Origin of the sequence: Chelativorans sp. ZYF759, assembly GCF_012911015.1 — a bacterium.
In the GTDB taxonomy this organism is placed as follows: Bacteria; Pseudomonadota; Alphaproteobacteria; order Rhizobiales; family Rhizobiaceae; genus ZYF759.
The window spans coordinates 105685-128869 of record NZ_WVVV01000009.1 but is presented as its reverse complement, the minus strand read 5'-3'; the positions used below and the strand labels follow the sequence as shown (position 1 = coordinate 128869).

The 23185-nt window shown below is 66.1% G+C and carries 20 protein-coding genes; 11 read left to right on the top strand and 9 right to left on the bottom strand.

The window, feature by feature from the left end; genetic code table 11:
- Positions 1-24: 24 nt before the first annotated feature.
- Genes GRZ55_RS15615 through GRZ55_RS15595 form a run of 5 tightly spaced genes read right to left on the bottom strand, consistent with a single transcriptional unit; the run spans position 25 to position 4032 of the window.
- On the bottom strand, positions 25-408 hold the full coding sequence (locus tag GRZ55_RS15615; protein WP_169287870.1) for a cupin domain-containing protein: 384 nt from the start codon (positions 406-408) through the stop codon (positions 25-27).
- On the bottom strand, positions 405-1436 hold the full coding sequence (locus GRZ55_RS15610; protein ID WP_169287869.1) for a zinc-binding alcohol dehydrogenase family protein: 1032 nt from the start codon (positions 1434-1436) through the stop codon (positions 405-407). Before GRZ55_RS15610 ends, GRZ55_RS15615 begins: the two co-directional genes overlap by 4 nt.
- Before the next feature lie 13 nt (positions 1437-1449).
- Positions 1450-2367 carry a 3-keto-5-aminohexanoate cleavage protein gene (locus GRZ55_RS15605; RefSeq protein ID WP_169287868.1) on the bottom strand — a complete coding sequence of 306 codons (918 nt, stop codon included), beginning with the start codon at positions 2365-2367 and terminating at the stop codon, positions 1450-1452.
- A gap of 11 nt (positions 2368-2378) precedes the next feature.
- Entirely contained in the window at positions 2379-3134 is a 756-nt protein-coding gene (locus GRZ55_RS15600) for an SDR family NAD(P)-dependent oxidoreductase (protein WP_169287867.1), read from the bottom strand.
- Positions 3135-3141: 7 nt separating this feature from the next.
- Complete coding sequence (locus GRZ55_RS15595) at positions 3142-4032, bottom strand: dioxygenase (RefSeq protein ID WP_169287866.1); 891 nt, start codon at positions 4030-4032, stop codon at positions 3142-3144.
- A 150-nt stretch (positions 4033-4182) separates the two neighbouring features.
- Between GRZ55_RS15595 and GRZ55_RS15590 the strand changes: the two genes are divergently transcribed.
- Complete coding sequence (locus GRZ55_RS15590; protein WP_169287865.1) at positions 4183-5211, top strand: LacI family DNA-binding transcriptional regulator; 1029 nt, start codon at positions 4183-4185, stop codon at positions 5209-5211.
- Positions 5212-5236: 25 nt separating this feature from the next.
- Here the strand turns inward: GRZ55_RS15590 and GRZ55_RS15585 are convergent, their stop codons facing one another.
- Entirely contained in the window at positions 5237-6961 is a 1725-nt protein-coding gene (locus GRZ55_RS15585) for a thiamine pyrophosphate-requiring protein (RefSeq protein ID WP_169287864.1), read from the bottom strand.
- A 182-nt stretch (positions 6962-7143) separates the two neighbouring features.
- Between GRZ55_RS15585 and GRZ55_RS15580 the strand changes: the two genes are divergently transcribed.
- The 6 genes from GRZ55_RS15580 to GRZ55_RS15555 all read left to right on the top strand — a co-directional run bounded on the left by GRZ55_RS15580 (position 7144) and on the right by GRZ55_RS15555 (position 15021).
- Positions 7144-8097: a TAXI family TRAP transporter solute-binding subunit gene (locus GRZ55_RS15580; RefSeq protein ID WP_169287863.1), complete on the top strand. Its 954-nt coding sequence runs from the start codon at positions 7144-7146 to the stop codon at positions 8095-8097.
- Between the two features lie 10 nt (positions 8098-8107).
- Entirely contained in the window at positions 8108-10051 is a 1944-nt protein-coding gene (locus GRZ55_RS15575; RefSeq protein WP_169287862.1) for a TRAP transporter fused permease subunit, read from the top strand.
- Positions 10048-10845, top strand: a complete 798-nt coding sequence (locus tag GRZ55_RS15570; protein ID WP_169287861.1) for an IclR family transcriptional regulator — start codon at positions 10048-10050, stop codon at positions 10843-10845. Before GRZ55_RS15575 ends, GRZ55_RS15570 begins: the two co-directional genes overlap by 4 nt.
- A 92-nt stretch (positions 10846-10937) precedes the next feature.
- Positions 10938-11954 carry an amidohydrolase family protein gene (locus tag GRZ55_RS15565; protein ID WP_169287860.1) on the top strand — a complete coding sequence of 339 codons (1017 nt, stop codon included), beginning with the start codon at positions 10938-10940 and terminating at the stop codon, positions 11952-11954.
- Between the two features lie 10 nt (positions 11955-11964).
- Positions 11965-13416: an aldehyde dehydrogenase family protein gene (locus GRZ55_RS15560; protein WP_169287859.1), complete on the top strand. Its 1452-nt coding sequence runs from the start codon at positions 11965-11967 to the stop codon at positions 13414-13416.
- Between the two features lie 24 nt (positions 13417-13440).
- Positions 13441-15021, top strand: a complete 1581-nt coding sequence (locus GRZ55_RS15555; RefSeq protein ID WP_368856628.1) for an FAD-dependent monooxygenase — start codon at positions 13441-13443, stop codon at positions 15019-15021.
- A gap of 3 nt (positions 15022-15024) precedes the next feature.
- Here the strand turns inward: GRZ55_RS15555 and GRZ55_RS15550 are convergent, their stop codons facing one another.
- The gene (locus GRZ55_RS15550; RefSeq protein ID WP_169287857.1) at positions 15025-16509 is read right to left on the bottom strand and encodes a YdiU family protein; all 1485 of its coding nucleotides are present in this window, start codon (positions 16507-16509) and stop codon (positions 15025-15027) included.
- Between the two features lie 199 nt (positions 16510-16708).
- Here GRZ55_RS15550 and arsH point away from each other — a divergent pair, with 199 nt between their 5' ends.
- From arsH to arsK, 3 genes are all read left to right on the top strand, one after another.
- A complete protein-coding gene (gene arsH / locus GRZ55_RS15545; protein ID WP_169287856.1) occupies positions 16709-17440 on the top strand; it encodes an arsenical resistance protein ArsH in 732 nt (243 codons plus the stop codon).
- A 66-nt stretch (positions 17441-17506) separates the two neighbouring features.
- Positions 17507-17830: a helix-turn-helix transcriptional regulator gene (locus tag GRZ55_RS15540; RefSeq protein ID WP_169287941.1), complete on the top strand. Its 324-nt coding sequence runs from the start codon at positions 17507-17509 to the stop codon at positions 17828-17830.
- A gap of 19 nt (positions 17831-17849) precedes the next feature.
- A complete protein-coding gene (arsK, locus tag GRZ55_RS15535) occupies positions 17850-19103 on the top strand; it encodes an arsenite efflux MFS transporter ArsK (protein WP_169287855.1) in 1254 nt (417 codons plus the stop codon).
- 9 nt (positions 19104-19112) lie between these two features.
- Here arsK and GRZ55_RS15530 read toward each other — a convergent pair whose 3' ends face one another.
- Positions 19113-19694 (bottom strand): NAD(P)H-dependent oxidoreductase, encoded by a 582-nt coding sequence (locus GRZ55_RS15530; protein WP_169287854.1) that lies wholly within the window; start codon positions 19692-19694, stop codon positions 19113-19115.
- A gap of 133 nt (positions 19695-19827) precedes the next feature.
- On the opposite strand from GRZ55_RS15530, the gene GRZ55_RS15525 reads away from it, so the two are divergent.
- Positions 19828-22515 (top strand): bifunctional acetate--CoA ligase family protein/GNAT family N-acetyltransferase, encoded by a 2688-nt coding sequence (locus tag GRZ55_RS15525; protein WP_169287853.1) that lies wholly within the window; start codon positions 19828-19830, stop codon positions 22513-22515.
- Between the two features lie 10 nt (positions 22516-22525).
- Here the strand turns inward: GRZ55_RS15525 and GRZ55_RS15520 are convergent, their stop codons facing one another.
- Positions 22526-23113, bottom strand: a complete 588-nt coding sequence (locus tag GRZ55_RS15520; RefSeq protein ID WP_246734800.1) for a helix-turn-helix domain-containing protein — start codon at positions 23111-23113, stop codon at positions 22526-22528.
- Positions 23114-23185: the final 72 nt, after the last annotated feature.

Genomic DNA, 23185 nt, shown 5'->3' with positions numbered 1-23185 from the left:
AACTCCTCCCTTGGGTTTTTGTGGTCAGTTCCGCGGAGTTTCCTCCTCCGCGGTCTTGGCTGCCCGCTGGTCCGCAGGCAGCGGCATGGCGAGCAGGACGGTCACGGGCGTGTTGGTTCTGTTCTCAAGTGCCCGTTTTTCATGTGGCGCGAGACGGCACGAATCCCATTTTCCGAGCGTCTCCTCGCCTTCCTCCGTGCGGATCGTCAGTTCTCCCTCCAGCACGACGTAGAATTTCTCCTCCGGTGATCCACCCAGCGTCGTTCCTCCGCCCGGCAGGATATGTGACATGCCCAGCCAGAGCAAATCGGTTTGACCCGCCTCGTGCCCCTGGAGGCGCAGACAGCGCATGTCCTCGTGATTGGGCGGGAAATAGGCCGGCGCCTCGGCCAGCCGGGTCACCTTCATCGGCCCGCGCCCCGAGGTTCGAAGACGAGCCGGTCGCGCGTGGCGCCCAGCACATCCGCATAGGCCCTGGCCGCATCTGAAAGCGACAGCGTGGGGGCGATCTCGTAGGGCTTCAGCGCCCCGCTGTCGAAACCTTCGCGCATGCCGTCCAGCCGGTCGCAGGTCTCCGCCGTGGAAAGTGCCAGCGTATCGATGCCGAAATAGGTGTGGCGGCCGCGATAGAAGGCGAAGATGTCGAAGGGCACGGCGCGGTCGATCGTGGCGATCAGGATCATTCTCCCGCCCTTGCCGAGCGCCGCCGCACCGGCCGTGTAGTAGGGCGACCCGACCGTGTTGAAGACGATGTCGGCGCCGCGACCATCGGTCATTTCGCGCACCCGCTCGGCCAGGTCCGTGCTCGAGACGTCGACCACCTCGACCGGGCCGCTCGCATGGCCGGCATAAGGCTCGTCGCGACGGACGGCGCCGATCACTTTCGCCCTCAGCATGGTGGCAATCTGCGTGGCGGCCTGCCCGACCTTGCCGTTGATGCCGAGGATCAGCACGGTCTCGCCGGCTGCCGGCATGCCCGAACGCAGGAAGCCTTCCCAGGCCGTGACGAAGGGAACGCCGATGGAACCGGCCTCGACCATGGAAAGTGCGGCGGGCTTGGCCCGCACGGCATCGGCCTCCATCACCATATGCGTCGCGTGCGATCCGTCGCGGCGAATGCCGAGCACGCCGCTCGACCCCCAGACTTCGGTGCCGACCAGCGCGGACGGTCCCGCCACCACGACGCCGGCGAAATCGCGGCCCGGCGTGCGAGGCCAGACAGCCTGGGGCATCATGCCAAGCGCGGCCTTCACATCGGAGGGGTTGATGGCGGCGGCATGGATTTCGACCAGGACCTCGTCCGGGCCGGGCTCGGGGATGGGAAGCGATTGCGGCCCAAGCTGCAGTTCACCCACCTCCTTGACCGGAGCTGCGATGCGCAGGGCATCCGCCGTTCGCGACGGGGCGGTGTTCAAAGTCTGCGCGGCGCGCTCCATGTCCTGCTCCAACTCAGATCGTCCTTGATGCAATTTCATTGAGATCCCTCGCCCGTCCCGGCAGGCCGATGAGCCGGCGCGCGTCTTCGGTCGTGGCGACGGACGTGCCCAGATCCTCGATCATGCGCCGCGCCTTCTCGACGAGCGCGGCATTGGACGGTGCCAGGACGCCACGGTCGATATAGACGGCGTCTTCCAGCCCGACGCGCACATGCCCGCCCGCCAGCACGCTCTGCGCGGCCATCGGAAAGGAATGGCGTCCCACGCCGAAGCCGGTGAAGACCGAACCGGACGGCAACAGGTTGCGCGCGTAGATGACCGTTTCTGGAGATGGCTGGAAACCGTATTTCACGCCCATCACCAGCGAACACATGATCGGCGCGTCGAGGCTGCCTTCCTTGACGAGGTCGTGGCAGAACGCGATGTCGCCGGTGTCGAACAGCTCGATCTCCGGCTTGATGCCGGCCTCGTTGATGACCTTGATCATGCGCCGGACATTGGGCGGCGTGTTGATCACCACTTCCTTGCCCGAGTTCATGGTGTTGAGGTCGAGCGTGCAGATGTCGGGCCTGAGCGGCGTCAGATGCGCGACGCGCTCTTCGGGTGGCAGCAAGGTCGTCCCGGGTCCCGCGACCCGGGGGTTGTCCGGCGAAGGCACGAAGCGGCCGCCGGGGCCCGTCGTCAGGTTGAGGATCAGATCCTCGTTCTTCTCGCGGATGCGTTCCATCACCTCGCGGTAATGGTCCAGTTCCATCGACGGCTTGCCGGTCTCGGGATCACGTACATGGATATGGGCGATGGACGCGCCCGCTTGGGCCGCCTCAAGCGCGGAATCGGCGATCTCCTTCGGGCTGCAGGGCAGACCGGGATGCTGCTCGCGCGTGGTCAGGTTTCCGGTGACGGCGCAGGTGATGATGATCTTGGCTTGCATCGCCATCATCCTCAGAGCGCCCGCCCGCCATCGACGATCAGCGTCGAGCCGGTGGAATAGTCGAGATGCGTCGCGCAGGCGAGAATGGCGCGCGCCACGTCCCCGGCTTGGGCCACGCGCTTGAGCGGGATCGCGGCGGCGAGCTTTTCCATCGCAGCAACGTCACGGCCGGGCACGAAGTCGGTTTCGACCACGCCGGGCGCCACGCCCATCACGCGAATGTCGGGCGCCAGCGCGCGTGCCAGCGACTTGGTCATGCTGTCCATCGCCGCCTTGACCGCGCAGTAGGCAATGTTGGAGCCCGCACCGTTCATGCCGGCGATCGAGGACACATTGACGATCAAGCCCTTGCCGCTTGCCGCCAGCAGAGGGCGCAGGGCACGCACCATGGCGAAATGGCCACGCCAGTTGGCTTTGAACATGGCGTCGATGAAATCGTCATCGAGCGCGTCCAGGTCGCCATGGGGGATGGCGCGGGTGAAGCCGGCATTGTTGACGAGGATGTCGCAGCGGCCCCCGCCACGCGCGACATCCCCGGCGAGCGCGGCAATCGCGCCCGAATCCTCGATCTTCAACTGGCGTGCGGCATGCCCCTCGCCCGGCAGCGCCGCCAAGACGGCCTCGGCGGCCTCGCGGTCGCTGTGATAGGTGCCGATGATGCGTGCGCCTGCGTGCGCCAGGATCTGGGCCGTCGCCGCGCCGATGCCCCGAGAGGCGCCGCTGATGAGGGCTACCTTGCCGTCGAGAAGTTGCTGGGCGTCGGTCATCCGGTTCTCATTTAATCGGGGGGACGGGCAGCTTGGCCTCGCCCTTCATCATGACGAAGCGGTGCTCCAGCGAATACCAGGGCGTTCCCGCCTCGGGCTCGGGCGGCGCATCGTCATGTTTGCGGAAATCGCCCACGAGCGCCTCGGTCACGCCGAAGACGACGTCGGTTTCCAGATTCTCGTCATCGTCGACAAAGACCTGGGTGACGAGCGTCTTGAACCCTTCCTTGAAGAGGAGCGCATGGATATGGGCGGGGCGATAGGGGTGGCGCTTCTGCGCCTTCAGGAGATCGCCGGCCGGACCGTCGGTCGGCACCGGATAACCTGCCGGCTTGACCGACCTCAGCCAGAAGCGGCCCTCGGCATCGGTCGTGAACTTGCCGCGCAGATTCATGTCGGCCTGACCGGGATCCTGGTTCTCGTACATGCCCACCGGCGACGCCTGCCAGATGTCGACATCGACGCCGGGGATCGGATTGCCGTCGGTGTCCACGACCTGACCGCGCATAAAAAGCGCCGGACCCGGGGTCTGCGAACGCAGGATCGATCCGCCATTCTCCATCCGCGGCGAATGCATGCGCCAGAAGGGACCGAGCAGCGCGGCAGCCGTTTCCGTCGGGCCACCGGCACCGTTGTTCATCAGGCAGACGAGCGTCGACAGGCCGAGCACGTCGGACATGAGGATCATCTCGTTGTGGGTGTCGGTACACGCCTTGCCGGAACGGATCAGGGCATCGAGGCCCATCTCCCATTCGTCCTCCGTGAGACGCACCTCGGCGGCAAAGGCGTGAAGATGCCTCACCAGTGCTTCGGTGATTCCACGCAGCCGTGCATCCGGCGTGTCGGCCATCGCCGACACCACCGCTGCGGTGACGTCCTCCTCCCGTTTTATTATCATTCTGCCTTCCCGGCTTGTGCATTCGATTGCATAATTAGCTCTTTTCTTAGACAATCGATTGCACTAGGTCAAGCTTCAAGGTCAGTGGAACGGGAAATCCGATTGACCGCGCTCGGGGCTGTCGGCCATCTGGATGCGGGAGGAGCGAGAATGGCCGGACGGGAGCGCACCAAGCGCGACGTCACGCTGAAACAGGTCGCAAAGGCTGCCGGCGTTCACTCGTCGACCGCCTCCCGGGCCCTTGATCCAAGCAAGCGGCACATGCTGGGCACGGAGGTCGTGGAGCGGGTGACCGCTGCCGCGACAAGTCTCGGCTATCGCCGCAACAGCCTGGCGGCCAGCCTGCGCACGCAGCGTTCACGACTGGTCGGCGTCCTTTTGCCCGACCTGACAAACTCGGTCTTTTCGCCGATACTGGGCGGCGTGACCGAAGCGCTCGGCGAAGCCGATTATTCGGTCGTGATCGCCGATGTGGGAACCGCGGGCGAGCACCAGTTGCGCCTCTTCAACGAACTGCTCGCGCGCCGGGTCGACGGGCTCATTCTCGCCACCGCCAGCCGCAGCGACCCGCTGGTCGAGCGAACACTCGAATCCGGCGTCCCCACCGTGCTCGTCAACCGTGCGGAGAGCGGCAACCGCGTCGGCTCCGTCGTGTCGGACGACAGCGAAGGCATGCGCCTGGCGGTCGAACACCTGATCGATCTCGGTCACCGGGAGATCGCTCACATCGCCGGCCCGCCACACCTCTCGACCGGCTTCCTGCGCCGCCGCGGGTTGGAAAAGAGCCTTTCGGCCCACGGGCTCTTGCCCGCCGCCACCACCATTGCAGGCGCCTTCTCGCGCGAAGAAGGCCGGCTCGCCTGCCTCGCGCTTCTGGACAAGGCGCCGAAGGCGACCGCCATCGTGGCCGCCAACGACCTCCTGGCCATGGGCGCCTATGAGGCGTTGCGCGAACGCGGCCTGAACTGCCCCGGCGACATCTCGATCGTGGGCCATAACGACATGCCGCTGGTCGACATGATCGCCCCGCCGCTGACCACCGTCCGCATCCGCCACCGCACCATGGGGCGCGAGGCCGCCAGACTGCTGCTCTGCCAGATCGAGGATGCCGACACACCCGTCCAGAGCATCGTGCTGATGCCCGAACTGATCGTGCGGGAATCGACGCGCCGGCTCTGACCCCCGGCGCGCGCGGATCCCCGCCTCAGTGCTTGTCGGAAATCGCGATGCGCAGCTCGAGAAACGCCTGGCGCCGTTCGTTGCGGATCACGCCAACCGCTCTCTCCAGCGCGGCGGGCAGGTCCTCGCCATGTTCGACGCGCTCGACATGGGCACGGCTCGCCGCGGCGATCTGCGTGTAGTCGGGTGCGGGCTCGAGCGAGGTAAGGGGCATGCGGTTGGCTTTTGCCGCCGCCCCGCCCGGATAGGCGCTGACCACCGAGCGGCGAACCGCGTTCCACATGCCGTTATTCTTCACGATGGTGAGGATGGGCAGTTCCAGCGCCTCGGCGATCTGGTGGCAGGCGACCGGATTGGCGAACATATACGAGCCGTCGCCGATGCAGCATATCGTCAGCCGGTCGCGGTCGGCGAGTTGGGCCCCGAGCGCGGCCGGCATGCCCCAGCCGAGACCGCCCGAATGCGGGTTGCAGAATATCTGATTGGGCCGCGATACGGTCATCGCGCCCGGCACGATCCCCAGTTCGCCGAAGACCACCGCCCGTTCATCCATGACGTCCGATATGCAGCGGCTCATCCATTCCGCGCTCATCGGGCTGGACCTGCCTTCGAGCGCAAGTTCCGCCATCGTGCGTCGCCGCGCCTGCGCGCGCTCGGCCACGGCTTTGCGGCGCGGCTCGACGCCCGGGCCGGGCTTGCCCATTGCCTGGGAGATCGCCATCACGCCGCCGGCGGCATCGGCGGTGATCGCCAGGTCGCTGCGATAGCTGCGGATCGGCATGCGCTGGAAAAGCGGGTCGGGGCCGAGCTGGATCACCCGTGTCTCGTCGCCGGGCCGATGCAGGGCTTCTATCCACGGTACCGCGCTGTCGACCACCAGCACCACGTCGGCTTCCGCGAGCGCAGCCTTGGGGTCGTGTCCGAGGAACATCGGATGCGCCGAGGGCATGACGTTGCGGATCATGAAGGGCTCGACAACCGGAATGGCATGGGCGTCGGCCAGTTCCACCAGCGCGGCGCTGAGCTGGCCAGCCGTGTCGCCACGCTGGCAGAGCACCAGGGGCGAACGCGCCGAGGCGAGCCACTTTGCAGCCTGCTCGATGGAAGCGGGGTCGGCCGCGGCCGGGGTTGCCGGCGCCTGGCGCGGTGTCGGGCGCGCCTTCTCGGGCAGCGCCTCCATCAGCGGCTCGCGCGGCAGGCTGAGATAGACCGGCCCGCGCGGCTCGCTCATGGCCAGGGTGGCGGCGCGCATGGCCAGCATGTCGCCCTGCTCGGGATAGCGCATCTCGTAGTGGAACTTCACGGCGTTGGCGACGAGCGAGGACTGGTCGTACATCTCCTGGCCATACTGGATGGGGGTCACGCGCCCGCCAAGCCGGCTGCCCTCGGTAAGCGGCGTGCGACCCGACATCATCAAGACCGGCACGTTGTCGCTGGCGGCGTTGATGACGCCCATGATCGAATTGGCCAGCCCGACATTGACATGCACCATGGCCGCCTGCGCCTGGCCCGTGACCAGATAGTAGCCATGCGCCATCGCCACGCCGGCTGTTTCATGCGGCACGGTCACCGCCATCGGCACGCTGTCAGCATCCAGCGTCGCAAAGGCCTCGATGATGGGCGGGAAGTCTGTACCGGCATTGGCGAAGATGTAGTCTATGCCGCTCGCCTTGAGGCCGAGAAGCAGGTTCTCGGCGCCCGTTTGAGCCGCGCCAAGGGCGGTTCCCGCCGTTTTCGTGCTTTCCGACATTCCTGTTCTCCTGCCCTTCAATTCCTGCGACCTTGCCCGGGGGTGGCCATGGCAAAGCGACTGAACCAAGTTTGGCCTTGTAAAAAGGGTGAAGGCAAGTGCAATATGGTCCAAAATCTCATTTTAAGGGATTTTTGCGCCCGACCCTTCGGGCACGCACTGCCAACCGAGTGGAGGAAATCATGAAGCATCTTGTAGCCGCGGCGGCGCTTGCCGCCGGCCTCGCCGTCAGCGGCACGGCCGCCGCCCAGACCGTCGGCATCGCCACCTCGAACCCGGGTTCGATCTTTCACAACATCGGCACCGCGGTCGCCAATGTCGCCAATCAGGCGGGCATCAACGCCACGATCCAGCCGGCCACAAGCCCGAACCAGTACATCCCCTTCGTCGGCCAGGGTGGCATCGAATTCGGCGTCGCCAACCTCCAGGAGGTCAACTACGCCATCGAGGGCCAGGAATGGTTCGAAGGCCAGCCCTATGCGGATCTGCGCATCGTCGGCCGCATCATGCCGCTGGTCGGCGCCGTATTCGTGCGGGCCGATTCCGACATCCACACCCTGGAGGATCTGCGCGGCCAGCCCATGGTCGACGGTTACACCGCCCAGCAGACCATTCTCCCGCAGCTCGACGCGATCTACGCCACGGTCGGCATGAGCCGCGCCGACATGCAGGCCGTCAACGTGGCCAGCGTGGTGGCTGGCGCCGACGCCTTCATCGAGGGCCAGACCGCCGGCTTCTACTTCGCACACGGTGCCGGCAAGGTCCGCGAGGCCGATGCCGCAGTAGGCGGACTTCGCGCGCTCGGCGTCGAGCCGACCGATGAGAACCTGGAGCGGATGCGCGAATTCTGGCCGACGGCCTATTTCGGTGAAATCGCAGCCGGTGCCATGCCGGGCGTCGATGAAAATACGCACTTCTTTGCCTATCCGCAGATCGTCTTCACCCATGCCGGCGTCGACGACGAGACGGTCTATCAGCTGACCAAGGCCATGTATGAGGGCAAGGAAGCACTGGTCGCGGGCTTCCCGCCCTTCGGCGCCTTCCAGCCTGACCAGATGGCGGGCGACATCGGCATTGCCGAGTTCCACCCCGGCGCCTTGCGCTTCTACGAAGAAGCGGGTCTCCTGAGCGAATAAGGGTTAAACGATGGCCGATCCAAATCCCGTCGGGTCGGCCACGGCCGCCCGTCCCACCTGGGGCATTGCAGCCGACGTGCTCGCCGCCCTCATTACATTGGTGGCGATCGCGTGGGCCCTCGGCCTCCCGCGCCAGCTCGGCTATTCGTTCTATCCGCAGCAATTCCTGGCGGCAGTGCTGATGCTGGCACTGCCGCTGGCCTTCCTGTCACTGCCCGCGCGACGGGGCGGCGCGCGAACACACGTCCCCTGGTACGATCTGCTGGCCGCCGCGATAAGCTTCGCCGCGCTCGCCTGGATCACCTTCCGCTATCCCCAGATCGTCAATGTCATCTTCATGCGCGCGCCGGCGGCATGGATACCCGGTGTCGTGGTTATCCTGCTGCTCCTGGAAGCGCTGCGCCGCGCGACAGGCTGGGCACTGGTCATCATCATCCTCGTCTTCCTCGCCTATGCGCTGTTCGGCGACATGGTGCCGGGAAGGCTCCAGGGCCGGGCCCAGAACTGGCAGCTGCTGGCCGGCTACATGGCCGTCGATTCCAACGGCATCCTCGGCCTGCCGCTGAACGTCGCGGCCGTCGTCATCATCGCCTTCATCCTGTTCGGGGGACTGCTGGCGGCCACCGGCGGCTCCGCCTTCTTCACCGATGCCGCTCTCCTCGGCATGGGAAGGTTTCGCGGCGGCGCCATGAAGATCGCCGTCCTGGCCTCGGGCCTGTTCGGCTCGATCTCCGGCTCAGCCGTCGCCAATGTCGCGGGCACCGGCGTCATCACCATCCCGATGATCAAGCGCAACGGCTATCCCGCCCACAAGGCGGCCGCCATCGAGGCGGTGGCCTCGACGGGCGGACAGCTGATGCCGCCCGTCATGGGCGCGGCCGCCTTCCTGATGGCGGAGTTCCTGGCCATCCCCTATTCCTCGGTCGTGCTGGCCGCTCTGGTGCCTGCTGTCCTGTACTATGTCGCGCTCTTCATCCAGGCCGATCTCGAGGCGGCAAAGCTGGGCATTTCCGGCGTGCCGAAATCCGAGATGCCGCCGCGCAAACCCGTGCTTCAGGGCATGCACTTCCTGCTCGCCTTCGTGCTTCTGATCTGGGCGCTCTTCTGGCTGCGCTGGCAGCCGGAGCGCGCCGCCCTCCTGGCGGCGGTCTCCGTCGTGGTCACGTCGCTGATCTTCGGCTATCGCGGGGTTCGGCCGAACATCCGCACGCTCCTCGGTTCCGTCGCCGGGACGGGCCACGTCGTCGTCGAGATCATTCTCATCTCGGCGGGCGCCGGCCTTGTCATCGGCGTCCTCAACGTCACCGGGCTGAGCTTCAACCTCACCTATGCGCTGGTCCAGATCGGCGGCGGCAACATGATCCTGCTGCTGGCCCTGTCGGCGCTGGTCTGCATCGTGCTGGGCATGGGTCTACCGACGCTGGGCGTCTATGTGCTGCTGGCGGCCCTGGTCGCGCCGGCGCTGATCGAGGTCGGGATCGAACCCATCGCGGCGCATCTCTACGTGCTCTATTTCGGCATGATGTCGATGATTACGCCGCCCATTGCGATGGCGGCCTTCGCGGCCGCCTCGATCGCCCGCGCCCCCGCCATGGCAACCGGCTTTGCCGCCATGCGCTTCGGCTGGTCAGCCTATGTCATCCCGGTCCTCTTCGTCTTCTCGCCGACGCTGCTCATGATCGGCGCGCCGATGGAGGTTGGCCTGGCGATCGTCACGGCGACCGTCGGTGTCTGGCTGATTTCGGCGGCGCTTGCCGGCTACTTCACTTCCAGGCTGACGCCCGCCATGCGCGGCCTCTTCATCCTTTTCGGACTGATGGCCCTTGTCCCGGCGGGGGCCTTCCCCGGCGCCGTCTACAGTGATATCGCAGGTGTAGTCGGCGGCGTAATTCTGATGATTCTGGATTTCCGGCGCTCGATGAAGATGAAAGAGAGCGAAAGCGCGGGCGATTGACAGACAAAAAAGGAAACAGTCTTGAGCGCGTTCTTGCCGTTCTTGAGGTGTTTACCGAGGACCGGCTGGAGTGGACGCCCGAGCAGTTGATGGAAGAATTGGGCTATAGCCGCCCTACCCTCTATCGCTACCTCAAGACACTCAAGGAGGCGGGGCTTCTCTCCTCCATGCCGAATGCAGGGTTCACACTCGGGCCGAAGGTGGTCGAGATGGACTATCTCCTGCGCCAGTCCGATCCGTTGATCCTGAAGGGCGAGCGGCACCTGGCCGAGCTGACCCGGCGGTTTTCGTGCACCACGCTTCTCGTGCGCTGGTACGGAAACCGCATCCTGTGCGTGGATTCGCGCACGTCGGCCAAGGATCCGCTATCGAGCTATCCACGAGGTCGGCCGATGCCCATGGGCCGTGGCGCGATCGCCCGCTCGATCATCGCCTTCCTGCCACGCCGCCATATCCTGCCGCGTATCGAAGCCTCACTCGAAGATCTGCGTTCCGTCGGTCTCGGCGCGACGGTGGAGGAGATTCACGACAACCTCAAGAGAGTGCGCAAGGCCGGCTATGCCGTCGCCAAGGGTGAGGTCACACCGGGCGTTGTCGGTGTCGCGGCCCCCGTCTTCGATGCCGGCCAAAGCCCGATCGCCAGCCTGTGCGTGACCATCGCCGCCGAACTGGTCGATACGAAGGTTGTCGAGGAGATCGGAACCTGCGTGCGCGAAGCCGCAGCCAGTCTCAGCGCGGAACTGTCGGCGGACCGGCGGGCTCCGGCGGAACGGCAGCGGGTCCGAGAGGACTGACGGCTATAGCAAGCAATCTCACTTTGTGAGAATATCGTTGACAACTTGCGTGTCGGTGATCATGCTTTGGGACACTAGTGAGGGAGTGCCCAATGAAAAAGATCGACATTTTCAATCACATCTGGCCGAAGCCGTTTTTCGACCGGCTGATCGACCATATCGGTACGATGACCGACATCACCATGCGGTCCGGCGCCGTGCCCATGATGACCGAGTTGGATCGACGGTTCGAAGTCATGGACATGTTCGGCGAGGACTACCAGCAGGTGCTGTCGCTGGCCTCTCCTCCGCTCGAGAAACTCGCCGGCCCGGAAAAGGCGCTGGAACTCTCGCAGGTGGGCTCCGATGCCATGGCCGAACTGTGCCAGAAATATCCCGAGCGCTTCCCCGCCTTTATCGGCACCGCACCGATGAACAATCCCGACGCCGTGGTCGAGGAATCGCGCCGCGCGATCGAAGATCTGGGCGCCGTGGGCATGCAGATCTTCACCAACATCGCCGGCAACCCCGTCGATCTGCCGGAATACGAGCCCTTTTTCGACTACATGGCGAAGTCCGGCAAGGCCGTTTGGCTGCACCCCGCCCGCGCGGAGAACTTCCCCGACTACCTCAACGAGAAGCGTTCGGAATACGAGATCTGGTGGACCTTCGGCTGGCCCTACGAGACCTCGGCAGCGATGGCCCGCATGGTCTTCTCGCGCTTCTTCGACAAGTTCCCCGGCCTCAAGGTGGTCACCCACCACGCCGGCGGCATGGTGCCCTTCTTCGAGGGCCGCGTCGGACCCGGCTGGGACCAGATGGGCAAGCGCACGACCGACCGCGACCTGGCAGCAGTACGCAAGTCGCTCAAGCGCCCGCACCTTGAATACTTCAAGGAATTCTACACCGACACGGCTTCCTTCGGTTCGCGCAAGGCGATCGAGCACGCCATCGAATTTTTCGGCGAAGACCGCGTCATGTTCGCTTCCGACGCGCCCTTCGATCCCGAAGGCGGCCCGATGTACATTCGCGAGACGCTCAAGATCCTCGACTCGCTCCACGTGTCGGACGAACTGCGTCGCAAGCTCTACCAGGACAATGCCATCAAGCTTCTCGGCCTGAAGCAGTAGGGAGGACGCCATGGAAGCCCAGCTTCCCCGCGCCGACAACTATGTCGGCGGCGAATGGATTTCGACGGACAACGTTGCCCAGAGCACCAACCCGGCCACCGGGGCGGTTCTGGGCAGCTACAGTCCCGGCAGCCGCGCGCTGGCCGACCAGGCCGCAAGGCTCGCCCGAACGACATTCGAAGAGGGCAGCTGGGCCGCCTCGCCCCGCCTGCGCGCCGCCGTTCTCTTCGAGATCGCCGATCGCATGGAGGAGGCGAAAGACGAGATCGTCGACCTCATCGTGGCGGAAAACGGCAAGCTGCGGGCCGAAGCCATGGGCGAGACCATGGGCGCGATCTCGGAGACCCGCTACTATGCGGGTCTCGCCCGCACCGTGCTCGGCCGGACGATCGAGACGGCGCCCGGCAACTTCTCCATGATGAACCGGGAACCGGCCGGCGTGGCGGCCATCATCGTGCCCTGGAACGCGCCGGTGACGCTGCTCTTGCGCTCGCTTGCACCGGCCCTTGCCGCAGGCTGCACGACGGTCATCAAGCCGGCACCGCAGACGCCGCTGATCCACCGGCGCGTGATGCAGTGCATCCACGAATGCCCGTCACTGCCCAAAGGCGTCGTTCACTCGGTCAACGAGAACGGCATCGAGGTCGGCCAGGCCATGGTCGCGTCGAATGATATCGACGTCATCTCCTTCACGGGGTCCAGCGCGACCGGCAAGCTGATCATGGCGGCGGCCGCCCCGACCTTGAAGCGGCTGTCGCTGGAACTCGGCGGCAAGGCGCCGGCCGTCATCTACGACGATGCCGATCTCGACGTCGCAGCACGCGAGCTCACCCGCGGCGCGCTGGTCATGGCGGGCCAGATCTGCGTGGCGGCCACGCGTTTCCTCGTCCACGAGAAGATCGCCGACGATTTCACCGCCCGCATGAAGGCTGCCTTCGAGGCGGTTCGCGTCGGCCCCGGCAGCGACCCTGCAAGCCAGATGGGCTCGCTGATCGACATGCCGAGCCGCAAGCGCCAGGCCGAGCTGATCGAGCAGGCGGGCGACGAGGGCGAACTCGTCCTCAGGGGCCAGGTTCCCGGCGGCGATCTCGCCAATGGCGCCTTCATCACCCCGACCCTCTTCAGGATCGACGACCTCGCCTCCCCGCTCGTCCAGGAGGAGCTGTTCGGGCCGATCGTCTCGATCGAGACCTTCGGCGACGAGGCCGAGGCCGTGCACAAGGCAAACGCCTCGCGCTACGGGCTGGCGGCCAGCGTCTTCACCCGCGATCTGGCACGCGCCACCCGGACAAGCCGGGCCATCCGCTCCGGCACAATATGGCTCAACTGCCACGGAAGGCTCTTCGCGGAAGGCGAGACGGGCGGCTTCGGCCAATCCGGTCTCGGCCGTCTGCACGGCCCCGAAGGTCTCGACGATTTCCTCGAGACCAAGCACGTCTATCTAGAAGCGGGCCGTATCTGAGGCCCGAACATGTCGGAGAACAATGTGAAGGAAACTGAGGTCGTCATCGTGGGTGGCGGGCCCGTAGGCATGGGACTCGCCATCGAGCTCGGCCAGCGCGGCATCTCGACCATCGTGATCGAACAATATCCGACGCCCCAGCCCGTGCCCAAGGGCCAGAACCTGACCCAGCGGACCATGGAACATTTCCATTTCTGGGGCGCCGAGAAGGAGCTGCGGGCCGCGCGGACCATTCCGCCGGAATACGGCATTGGCGGCATCACCGCCTATGGCACGTTGCTGTCGGGCCATCATTACGACTGGCTCCAGCGCGAACTCGTGCGGCCCTTCTATTTCACCGACAACGAACGCCTGCCCCAATACGCGACCGAAGAGGTGCTGCGCGCGCGTGTCGCCGACATCCCGGCCGTCGAGGTGCTTTACGGCTGGTCGGGCGAGGCGATCACCCAGGACCACGAGGGCGTCACCGTCAAGGCTGTTCGGCGCGAGGGCGGCGAGCCTATCGAGATCCGCGCCGCCTATGCGGTGGGCTGTGACGGCAGCCGCTCGGTCGTGCGCGACAAGGCCGGCATCACCGAGACGAAGTCCGAACACGACAAGAAGATGGTGCTTCTCGTCTTCCGCTCACCGGAGCTCCACGATCTCCTGAGCGTCTTTCCCGGCAAGCAGTTCTACAACGTGCTGCACCCCGACCTGGAGGGCTACTGGCAGTTCCTCGGCCGGGTCGATCTGGGCAACAGCTTCTTCTTCCACGCGCCCGTTCCGCACGACACCACGAAGGACAATTTCGATTTCGCCGGCTATCTGCACAAGGCGACCGGCGCGGAATTCGAGGTCGAGTTCCAGCATATCGGCTTCTGGGACCTTCGCGTCGCCATCGCCGACAGCTATTCGAACGGCCGCGTCTTCATTGCCGGCGACGCCGCCCACAGCCATCCGCCCTATGGCGGCTACGGGATCAACACCGGCTTCGAGGATGCCCGCAACCTGGGCTGGAAGCTGGCGGCCGCGCTGAGGGGCTGGGCGGGGCCGAAGCTGCTCGACAGCTACAGCGTCGAGCGCCGGCCGGTCTTCGCCTCAACGGCACGCGATTTCATCGAGAAGGCGATCGAGAGCGACCGCGATTTTCTCGCCCGTTTCGACCCGGAGACCGACCGGGAAGCATTCGAGGCCGAGTGGAAGAAGCGCGGGACCGGCGCGACTGGCGAAGTCAATGCGTTTGCACCCAATTATGCCGGCTCGCCGATCATCCTGGGCCCGCCCGGGCAGGAGAGCGGGGCAAAGGGCGGCCATGCGTTCGAGGCACGCCCCGGCCATCATCTGGCACCGCAGCCGCTGTCGGATGGCCGCAATGTCTTCGAGGCGCTGGGGACGGGGTTCACGCTACTGGCGTTCGGTGCCGAGCCTGCCGCGACCGCGCGCTTTCGCGACGCAGCCGAGACTGCCGGTCTGCCACTTGCGATTGTCGAGGATGACCGTGATGGCACGCGCGCACGCTACGGAGCGACATTCGTTCTGGTCCGCCCGGACCAGTTCGTCGCGTGGGCCGGCAACGAGACGCCGGACGATGTCGATGCACTCATGCGCACGATTGCCGGCGGCTGAGCTTCAGGTGCCGCAGAAGGTCTGCAGCACCCGCTCCTCCGGCTGCGGCGGCAGCGCATAGATCTCGCGACCGGGTTGTTCGTCATAGGGCCGCGAGGTGATTTCGCACAATTCGTGGAACGGGCCGAAATCGTCGCGTTCGACGGCGGCCTGGATGGTCGCCTCGACGAGGTGATTGCGCGGGATGTATTTCGGGTTGGCCGATAGCATGGAGGCGCGCCGGGCCTCGGGCTCGGCATGCTCGTGGCGGAGCCGCTCGCGCCACCGTCCCACCCATCCATCGAAGCCGGCCGCGTCGGCAAACAGCGCCCGTGCCGTCCCCATGTCCTCTGCCGCTGCATCTTCCGCAAGTCCGCGAAAGGTCAGGGTGAAATCGGCCTTGGCGTCAGCCATCAGCTGGAAGAGGTCGCGGAAAAGCTCGGCATCTTCCTCGCGCGCATCGGTAAATCCAAGCTTGCGGCGAAGGCCGGCCTGCAGAGCCTGGTTGAAGAGTTCGGGAAACGCTTCCAGCCTCTCCTGCGCCCGGGCGACCGCTGCATCCTCATCGGCCCCGAACAGCGGCAGCAACGTCTCGGCGAAACGGGTCAGGTTCCAGTGCGCGATATGCGGCTGGTTGCCATAGGCATAACGTCCGGCATGATCGATCGAGGAAAAGACGGTCGAGGGGTGGAATTCGTCCATGAAAGCGCAGGGGCCGTAATCTATGGTCTCGCCCGCGATCGAGAAATTGTCGGTGTTCATCACGCCGTGGATGAAACCCAGATGCATCCAGCTCGCCACCAGCCGGGCCTGCGCCTCCACCACTGCCGCCAGCAGCGCGACGTAGGGCGACTCGACGCCCTGCAGCTGCGGATAGTGACGGGCGATCACATGGTCGGCCAGAAGCCTTAGCGCTTCGGTGTCGCCACGCACCGCGAAATACTGGAAGGTGCCGACGCGCACATGGCTGGAGGCCACCCGCGTCAGCACGCCGCCCGGCAGAACCGTTTCGCGCAGCACCTGTTCGCCCGAAGTCACCGCGGCCAGAGCCCGCGTGGTGGCGACGCCCATGCGGGCCATCGCCTCGCTCACCACATATTCGCGCAGCACCGGCCCGAGCGCCGAGCGCCCGTCGCCGCCGCGCGAGAAGGCGGTGCGTCCGGAACCCTTGAGCTGGATGTCGCGACGGCGGCCGCTTCCGTCCACCACCTCGCCAATCAGCAGCGCGCGCCCGTCGCCAAGCTGCGGCACGAAATTGCCGAACTGGTGGCCGGCATAGGCCTGGGCGATGGGATCGGCATTGTCGGGCAGCCGGTTGCCGGCCAGCATGTCGAGGCCCTCCGGACTTGCCAGCCAGCCGGCGTCGATGCCGAGATCCTCGGCCAGCTCGCGGTTCAGCCGGATGAGCGACGGTCTTGCGACCGGAAGCGGATCCCGCCTCTCGTAGAAGCGCTCGGGCAGCGCCGCGTATGAATTGTCGAAACGGATCGGCGGTTGGTGCTGGTTCATGAGCGTTCTGTCCGCGGCGGTCGGGCCGCTCCTCTTTGATGAACCGAATATAGGTCGTCGCCGTCCGGACGCCACCGTCGCGACCGGCCACGCATCTCAGTCAATTTCGAGAAGATTGGAATTAATGGATTGACTCGACGGCAAGGCAGACTTAATCCGCTATTTCCGGATTTATCGAAATAATGCCGAAAGACGATACATGCCAGGATCAAACGGCGTCGACGACGCTCTCCCGAACATCCGCGAGGGTTCCCTACACCCGATCGACATGGCCGCGTTGCTGGCCCCGCCACGCGCCGATCACAAACCACGCATCCTGATGCTCTATGGCTCGCTGAGGGAGCGCTCCTATTCGCGGCTGGCCACGGAGGAGGCCGCCCGCATCCTGCGCCGTCTCGGCGCGGAGGTGCGCATCTTCGATCCTGCCGGCCTGCCGCTGCCCGATTCCGTGCCCGCCGATCATCCCAAGGTCGCCGAGCTGCGCGATCTCTCGCTCTGGTCGGAAGGTCAGGTCTGGTGCTCGCCCGAGCGCCATGGATCGATGACCGGCATCATGAAAGCGCAGATCGACTGGCTCCCCCTTTCCATGGGCGGCGTGCGGCCCACCCAGGGCCGGACGCTCGCCGTCATGCAGGTCTGCGGCGGGTCGCAGAGCTTCAACGCCGTCAACCAGCTGCGCGTGCTCGGCCGCTGGATGCGCATGGTGACCATTCCCAACCAGTCATCGGTAGCCAAGGCCTTCGCCGAATTCGATGGCGAGGGGCGCATGAAACCGTCACCCTACTACAACCGCATCGTCGACGTGATGGAAGAGCTGGTGAAGTTCACCCTGCTTCTGCGCGACCGCACGGCCTACCTCACCGACCGCTATTCCGAGCGGGTGGAGACGGCCGAAGAGGTCTCGCGGCGCGTCAACCTGCGGTCGATATGAGTATCGGCGACGTCGTTCTCCCTCGCCGATCGGCCCGCAGCAATGGAGGTCTCCATGGATTTACCCATGACGCTGGAACAGGCGGCAGCGCAGCTGGAAGCCCTCGGCAACCCGACGCGGCTGAAGATCTACCGGATCCTGGTGCGCGCGGGAGCCGAGGGGCTTCCGGTGGGCGCGGTCCAGGAGCGCATGGCAATTCCTGCCTCGACGCTCTCCCACCACTGCAAGCGGCTGCTCGACACGGGGCTGATGACCCAGGAGCGGCAGGCGACCACCCTGATCTGCCGCACCAACTATGCCGCCATGGCGGGGCTGTTGGGTTTCCTGGCCGCCGAGTGCTGTGTGGAGGGAAGCGCTCCCGACCTGCCGACAATGTCGCCGCCACGCTAGGGGGATGCGGGAGCCGAACATGCTGGCGGGAAGCGACCACGTGACCGAGACCCGGGCCCCTGCCTCCGCGATATGGGCGCTGGGCCTGACCCAGATCATCGGCTATGGCACGCTCTATTACAGCTTCGCCATTCTCGCGCCAGGCATGGCGACGGATTTCGACCTGCCCGAACACTGGATCTTCGGCGCGCTCTCGGTGGCCCTGTTCGTGGGGAGCCTGCTGGCGCCCACCGCCGGCCGCCTCGCCGACCGCTACGGGGCGGGACGCGTGATGTGCCTCGGGTCGGCTGCCGCGGCCCTCGCCCTCGTCGCTGCGGCACTTTCCCCCAACGCTGCTGCTTTCGTCGCAGCACTCGTGATGATGGAACTGGCGGCGTGCTTCGTGCTCTACGCCACTGCTTTCGTGGCAATCGTCCAGCTGGGCGACAGCGGTGCCTCGCGAAGCATCACCCACCTGACGCTGATTGCCGGTTTTGCCTCGACCGCCTTCTGGCCGCTGACGACGGCGCTCTACGCCGAGCTTTCCTGGCGCGAGGTCTATGTCGTCTTTGCAGCGCTCAACCTGTTCATCTGCCTTCCCGTCCATTTCTGGCTGATGCGTCTTCACCGCCGCGCTGTCGCCGTGGCGGCGCCCGCCGAGAAAGCCCCGGCTTCGGACGAGCGGCCCGTCGATCCGAGGCGCCGGACGTCCGCCTTCCTGTTGATGATGGGCGGGTTCGCCGCAGCCGGGTTTGTGCTGTCGGCGGTGCTTCTGCACATGGTGCCGTTGCTGACCGCACTCGGGCTGGGCACGGCCGGCGTGCTCGTGGCGACGCTGTTCGGCCCGTCGCAAGTGGCCAGCCGCCTCATCAACATGGTCTTCGGCGGGAGGTTGCCGCAGACCGTGCTCGCCGTCATCGCGACCGGCCTTCTGGCCGCCGGCATCACGCTGCTGCTGGTCGGCGCGCCGAACGTGGCCGTCATCGCCTTCTTCGTCGTCCTCTTCGGGCTCGGCTCCGGGCTGGTCTCGATCGTCGGGGGCACCTTGCCGCTGGAGGTCTTCGGGCGTGAGGGCTACGGCCGCCGCGTGGGCTGGATGAGTGCTGCCCGCCAGTTCACCTCGGCCTTCGCGCCTTTTGTCCTGGCGCTGATGATGGCCCGGTTCTCGGTGCCGCTGTCACTGGCAACCCTGCTTGCGGTCAGTTTTCTCGGGGTGCTGGGTTTCGCGGTGATCGTCCATCTCCAACGGCTGTCCGGGCGCCCCGCCCCGGCTCCCGGCGCCTCTGCCGTGTGAGGCGATAACTCAGCTGGCCCGCCGACCCAGGTCGCGCATCTGCGCCAGCCACTTTTGCCGCTTGTCCTCCTTGGCCGCTGTCACCAGCCCGAAGAGCGTCGTGCGCACCGGGCTGAAGCCCACGAAACGCAGGATGCTGCGCCTCAATCCGGCGACGCCGTGCGAGAGGAAATAGAGACGGTAGAGAAAGGCCGGCATGCCCATGGTGACGACCAGCCGGGCCGAGCCGCCGGCGAGAAGGGATTTCGGCCCCGACTTGGTGTATTCGAAGGCGATGCCCGGCCGCATCACCTGCTCGAGGAAGGCCTTCAGAAGCGCCGGCATGGTGCCGAGCCAGAGGGGAAAGACGATCACGACATGGTCGGCGTGGCGCACCGCTTCGCCGGCCGCGGAGAGGCTTGCGGGGATATCGCCTTTCTCGAATTCCACCTGCGACCGGAGAAAGGGGATGTCGAGACCGGCGATAGCGATCGTCTCGACCTCATGCCCACCTTCCCGCGCCCCCGCCGCATAGGCCTCGGCCAGGCCCGCGCAAAGCCTGCCGGGATCGCCGTCGGGATGGCCGTTGATCACGAGAACCCTGCGCGGCATGGTCGTGCTTCCTTCACTGAAGGTGGAACCTTATCGGCTTCTACCGAGGTTTCCCCGGTAATGCGTTGACCTCAATCAACGGGCGGTCTGAACTGGCGGCCCATAAGCAGACAGCAACCGACGGAGAGACGTCATGACGATCCGCAATCTCGAAGGCGCCGCGCGCCCGACCTCCGTCGCGATCATCGGCGCCTCTCCCCGCCCAGGCTCCGTGGGGGGCATCGTCCTGGCAAACGTCCTTGCGGCGGGATTCGAAGGAAATGTCTGGGCCGTCAATCCGAAGCACCGCGAGATCGCGGGGATGGCGTGTTATCGCCGCGTCGCCGACCTGCCGGCGGCGCCCGATCTGGCGGTCATCGCCACGCCCCCGCGCACCGTGCCTGGCCTCATCACGGAGCTGGCCGAGAAGGGAACCCGCGTCGCCGTCGTCATCACCGCCGGCCTGAACGCGGAAAACGGCCTGCGCCAGAAGATGCTGGATGCCGCCCGGCCGCACACGTTCCGCATCATCGGACCGAACACGGTGGGCCTGCTGGTGCCGACCATGAAGCTCAACGCGAGTTTCGCCCATATGGCACCCGCCTCCGGCGGGCTGGCGCTGCTGTCGCAATCCGGCGCCATCGCCACTTCGCTCATCGACTGGGCCGCGGACGAGGGCCTCGGCTTCTCCCACATCGTCTCGCTGGGCGACCAGGCCGACGTCGATGTCGGCGACTATCTGGACATGCTGGCCGGCGACGCCGCGACCAAGGCAATCCTGCTCTATCTCGAATCCATCCCCAACCCGCGCAAATTCATCTCCGCTGCCCGGGCGGCGGCGCGGCTGAAGCCCGTCATCGCCATCAAATCCGGCCGGCACGAAGCCGCCGCCAAGGCCGCGGCCACCCATACCGGCGCGCTGTCGGGCGCCGACCGGGTCGTGGAGGCGGCATTGAGGCGTGCCGGTATCCTGCGGGTGAAGGGTCTGGGCAGCCTGTTCGATGCCGCCGAGACCGTGGCCCGCTTCCGCCCGCTGGAACGATCGCGTGTCGGTATCGTCACCAATGGCGGAGGTGCCGGTGTGCTGGCCGTGGACACGCTGATGGACCAGGGCGGCGAGCTGGCCCAGCTTTCGGAGGCGACGCTGGCACGACTCGACAAAACGCTCCCGGCGACCTGGTCGAAGGCGAACCCCGTCGACATCATCGGCGACGCGCCGCCGGAACGCTACGAGGCGGCTGTCCGGGCCGTGGCGGCCGACCCCGACGTGGACTGCATCCTGATCCTCAACTGTCCCACCGCACTGGCCTCGCCGGTGGCGGCGGCCGAAGGCATCGCCCAGCTTGCCGACCGGGGAATGATCGACGGCAAGCCCGCCCTCACCTGCTGGCTCGGCGAGGAAACCGCACGCGCTGGCCGCTCGATCCTGCAGGATGCGGGCCTGGCGAGCTTCGCCACGCCGGGCGAGGCCGCCATCGCGGTCTCGTATCTGAGCGATTGGTCGCGCGCGCAGCGTGCCCTGATGCGCGTACCCTCGAGCCTCAGCGAGGACGTCTCCGGCGACCGGCAGGTCATCGACGACCTTCTTCGCCAGGCAGCACGTGAGGGGCGCCGCATCCTGACCGAGAAGGAAGCGAAGGGCGTGCTGGCGGCCTATGGGATCGAGGTGCCGGAAGACCTTTTCGCCCCCTCCCCCGACAAGGTCGAGGCGATGGCGGCCGATCTCCTGTCACGCACCGAGCGGATCGTGCTGAAGCTCGTGTCGCGCCAGATCAGCCACAAATCCGATATAGGCGGCGTGGTGCTGAACATCGAGACGCCCGAGGCGGCGCGCCGGGCGGCCGAGAAGATCGCCCAGCGGGTCAAGGACGAGCGCCCCGACGCAAGGATCGACGGCTACGCCCTGCAGCCGATGATCGTGCGCCCGCATGCGCAGGAACTCATCATCGGCATGAGCCATGATCCGATCTTCGGGCCGGCGATCCTGTTCGGCACCGGCGGCGTCGCGGTCGAAGTGATCGACGACACCGCGATCGCCCTGCCGCCGCTGGACGACGTGCTGGCCGGCGACCTGATCGATTCCACCCGCGTGGGCCGCCTGCTCGCCGGATTTCGCGACCGCAAGCCCGCCGACCGTCGGGCGATCGTTCACGCGCTGAGCGCGGTCTCGCAGCTGGTCGTCGACTATCCCGCAATCCTCTCTCTCGACATCAATCCCCTGATTGCCGATGCCGACGGCGCCGTCGCGCTCGACGCGCGCATCGAGATCGATCCCGAGAGGGTTGGCGAGGCCGGCCCGAACCGCGCGATGGCCATCCGCCCCTGGCCTTCGGGATGGTCCAGGGACGAGCAGCTGGGCGACCGCAACTGGCGCCTCCAGCCGATCAAGCCAACCGATGTCGAACTCTTTCCGGCCTTCCTGGCCAAGGTCTCGCAGGAAGATATAAGGCTGCGCTTTCTGGCCCCGCGCAGGCACTTTCCCCACCAGATGCTGGTTCGGCTGACCCAGCTCGATTACGACCGCGAAATGGCCTTCGTGGCCCTCGACATCGAGAATGGCGAATTGGGCGGGATCGCGCGCATCTCGTGCGATCCCAACCACGAGACCGCCGAGTTCGGCCTCCTGGTGCGCACCGATCTGCAAGGACACGGGATCGGCCGCGCCCTGATGGAGCAGCTGCTCGACTATGCCCGCGCCGACGGCATTGCGCGGATCGAGGGGCATGTGCTCGACGAGAACACCAAGATGCTGGAGATGTGTCGCCGCCTGGGCTTCACCATGAAACGCGAACCGCAGGAGCCGGGCGTGTTGCTCGTCTCCTGCGAACTCGGCCTGGAATGAACGGTGCGTGCTACTCGCACATGGCGCGCAGCGCGTCCGGCTTGCGGATCTCGACCGTGCGTGTGTTGACCAGGTGGATATGGCCGCTCTCCCGGAAACGGGAGAAGGCGCGCGACACGGTCTCGATGGTCAGGCCGAGATAGTCGCCGATATCGGTGCGGGACATCGGCAGGTCGACGTGGTCCAGACCGCCCTGGCGCTCCATCATCTCCAGAAGGAAGGCCGCGACCCGCTCGCTGGCCGACTGCCGGCCGATGACGAGCATGTGTTCCTGCGCCCGCACCAGCGCCTGAAGGGCGATGGGCAGAAGCTCGCGCGCCACCCGCTCTTCCGGCGGCATGCGATAGCTGCGGATTCCGCAGGCCGCAATCGCCTCGGCGAAGAAGCCGTGCTTCTCGCTCGCCTCGAAGCCGAACACTTCGCCGGCGACGTGGAAGGCGCTGATCTGGCGACGTCCGTCGGACAGGAGCCTGTAGATGCGCACAGCACCGAAATCGATCTGATAGAGCGCATTGGCGCGGTCGCCGGGGGCGTAAATCTCGGTATTCGCGTTGTAGTGGGTGACCTGCGCACCACGCCCCGCCTGCTGCGACAGCATGCCATCGAGGTCGATTCGCGTGGCAGGTGATCCGAAAGCGAAGTGGCTGGCCATGGGGGGTCTCCATCTGTT

Bases quoted from the DNA above. Each gene is read 5' to 3' on its own strand.
- GRZ55_RS15610 (WP_169287869.1), bottom strand. From the start codon at position 1,436: ATGGAGCGCGCCGCGCAGACTTTGAACACCGCCCCGTCGCGAACGGCG.
- GRZ55_RS15580 (WP_169287863.1), top strand. From the start codon at position 7,144: ATGAAGCATCTTGTAGCCGCGGCGGCGCTTGCCGCCGGCCTCGCCGTC.
- GRZ55_RS15550 (WP_169287857.1), bottom strand. From the start codon at position 16,509: ATGAACCAGCACCAACCGCCGATCCGTTTCGACAATTCATACGCGGCG.
- GRZ55_RS15530 (WP_169287854.1), bottom strand. From the start codon at position 19,694: ATGCCGCGCAGGGTTCTCGTGATCAACGGCCATCCCGACGGCGATCCC.
- GRZ55_RS15540 (WP_169287941.1), top strand. From the start codon at position 17,507: ATGACGCTGGAACAGGCGGCAGCGCAGCTGGAAGCCCTCGGCAACCCG.
- GRZ55_RS15615 (WP_169287870.1), bottom strand. From the start codon at position 408: ATGAAGGTGACCCGGCTGGCCGAGGCGCCGGCCTATTTCCCGCCCAAT.
- GRZ55_RS15560 (WP_169287859.1), top strand. From the start codon at position 11,965: ATGGAAGCCCAGCTTCCCCGCGCCGACAACTATGTCGGCGGCGAATGG.
- GRZ55_RS15585 (WP_169287864.1), bottom strand. From the start codon at position 6,961: ATGTCGGAAAGCACGAAAACGGCGGGAACCGCCCTTGGCGCGGCTCAA.
- GRZ55_RS15525 (WP_169287853.1), top strand. From the start codon at position 19,828: ATGACGATCCGCAATCTCGAAGGCGCCGCGCGCCCGACCTCCGTCGCG.
- GRZ55_RS15520 (WP_246734800.1), bottom strand. From the start codon at position 23,113: ATGCTGTCGCAGCAGGCGGGGCGTGGTGCGCAGGTCACCCACTACAAC.
- GRZ55_RS15605 (WP_169287868.1), bottom strand. From the start codon at position 2,367: ATGCAAGCCAAGATCATCATCACCTGCGCCGTCACCGGAAACCTGACC.
- arsH (WP_169287856.1), top strand. From the start codon at position 16,709: ATGCCAGGATCAAACGGCGTCGACGACGCTCTCCCGAACATCCGCGAG.
- GRZ55_RS15590 (WP_169287865.1), top strand. From the start codon at position 4,183: ATGGCCGGACGGGAGCGCACCAAGCGCGACGTCACGCTGAAACAGGTC.
- GRZ55_RS15600 (WP_169287867.1), bottom strand. From the start codon at position 3,134: ATGACCGACGCCCAGCAACTTCTCGACGGCAAGGTAGCCCTCATCAGC.
- GRZ55_RS15595 (WP_169287866.1), bottom strand. From the start codon at position 4,032: ATGATAATAAAACGGGAGGAGGACGTCACCGCAGCGGTGGTGTCGGCG.
- arsK (WP_169287855.1), top strand. From the start codon at position 17,850: ATGCTGGCGGGAAGCGACCACGTGACCGAGACCCGGGCCCCTGCCTCC.
- GRZ55_RS15565 (WP_169287860.1), top strand. From the start codon at position 10,938: ATGAAAAAGATCGACATTTTCAATCACATCTGGCCGAAGCCGTTTTTC.
- GRZ55_RS15575 (WP_169287862.1), top strand. From the start codon at position 8,108: ATGGCCGATCCAAATCCCGTCGGGTCGGCCACGGCCGCCCGTCCCACC.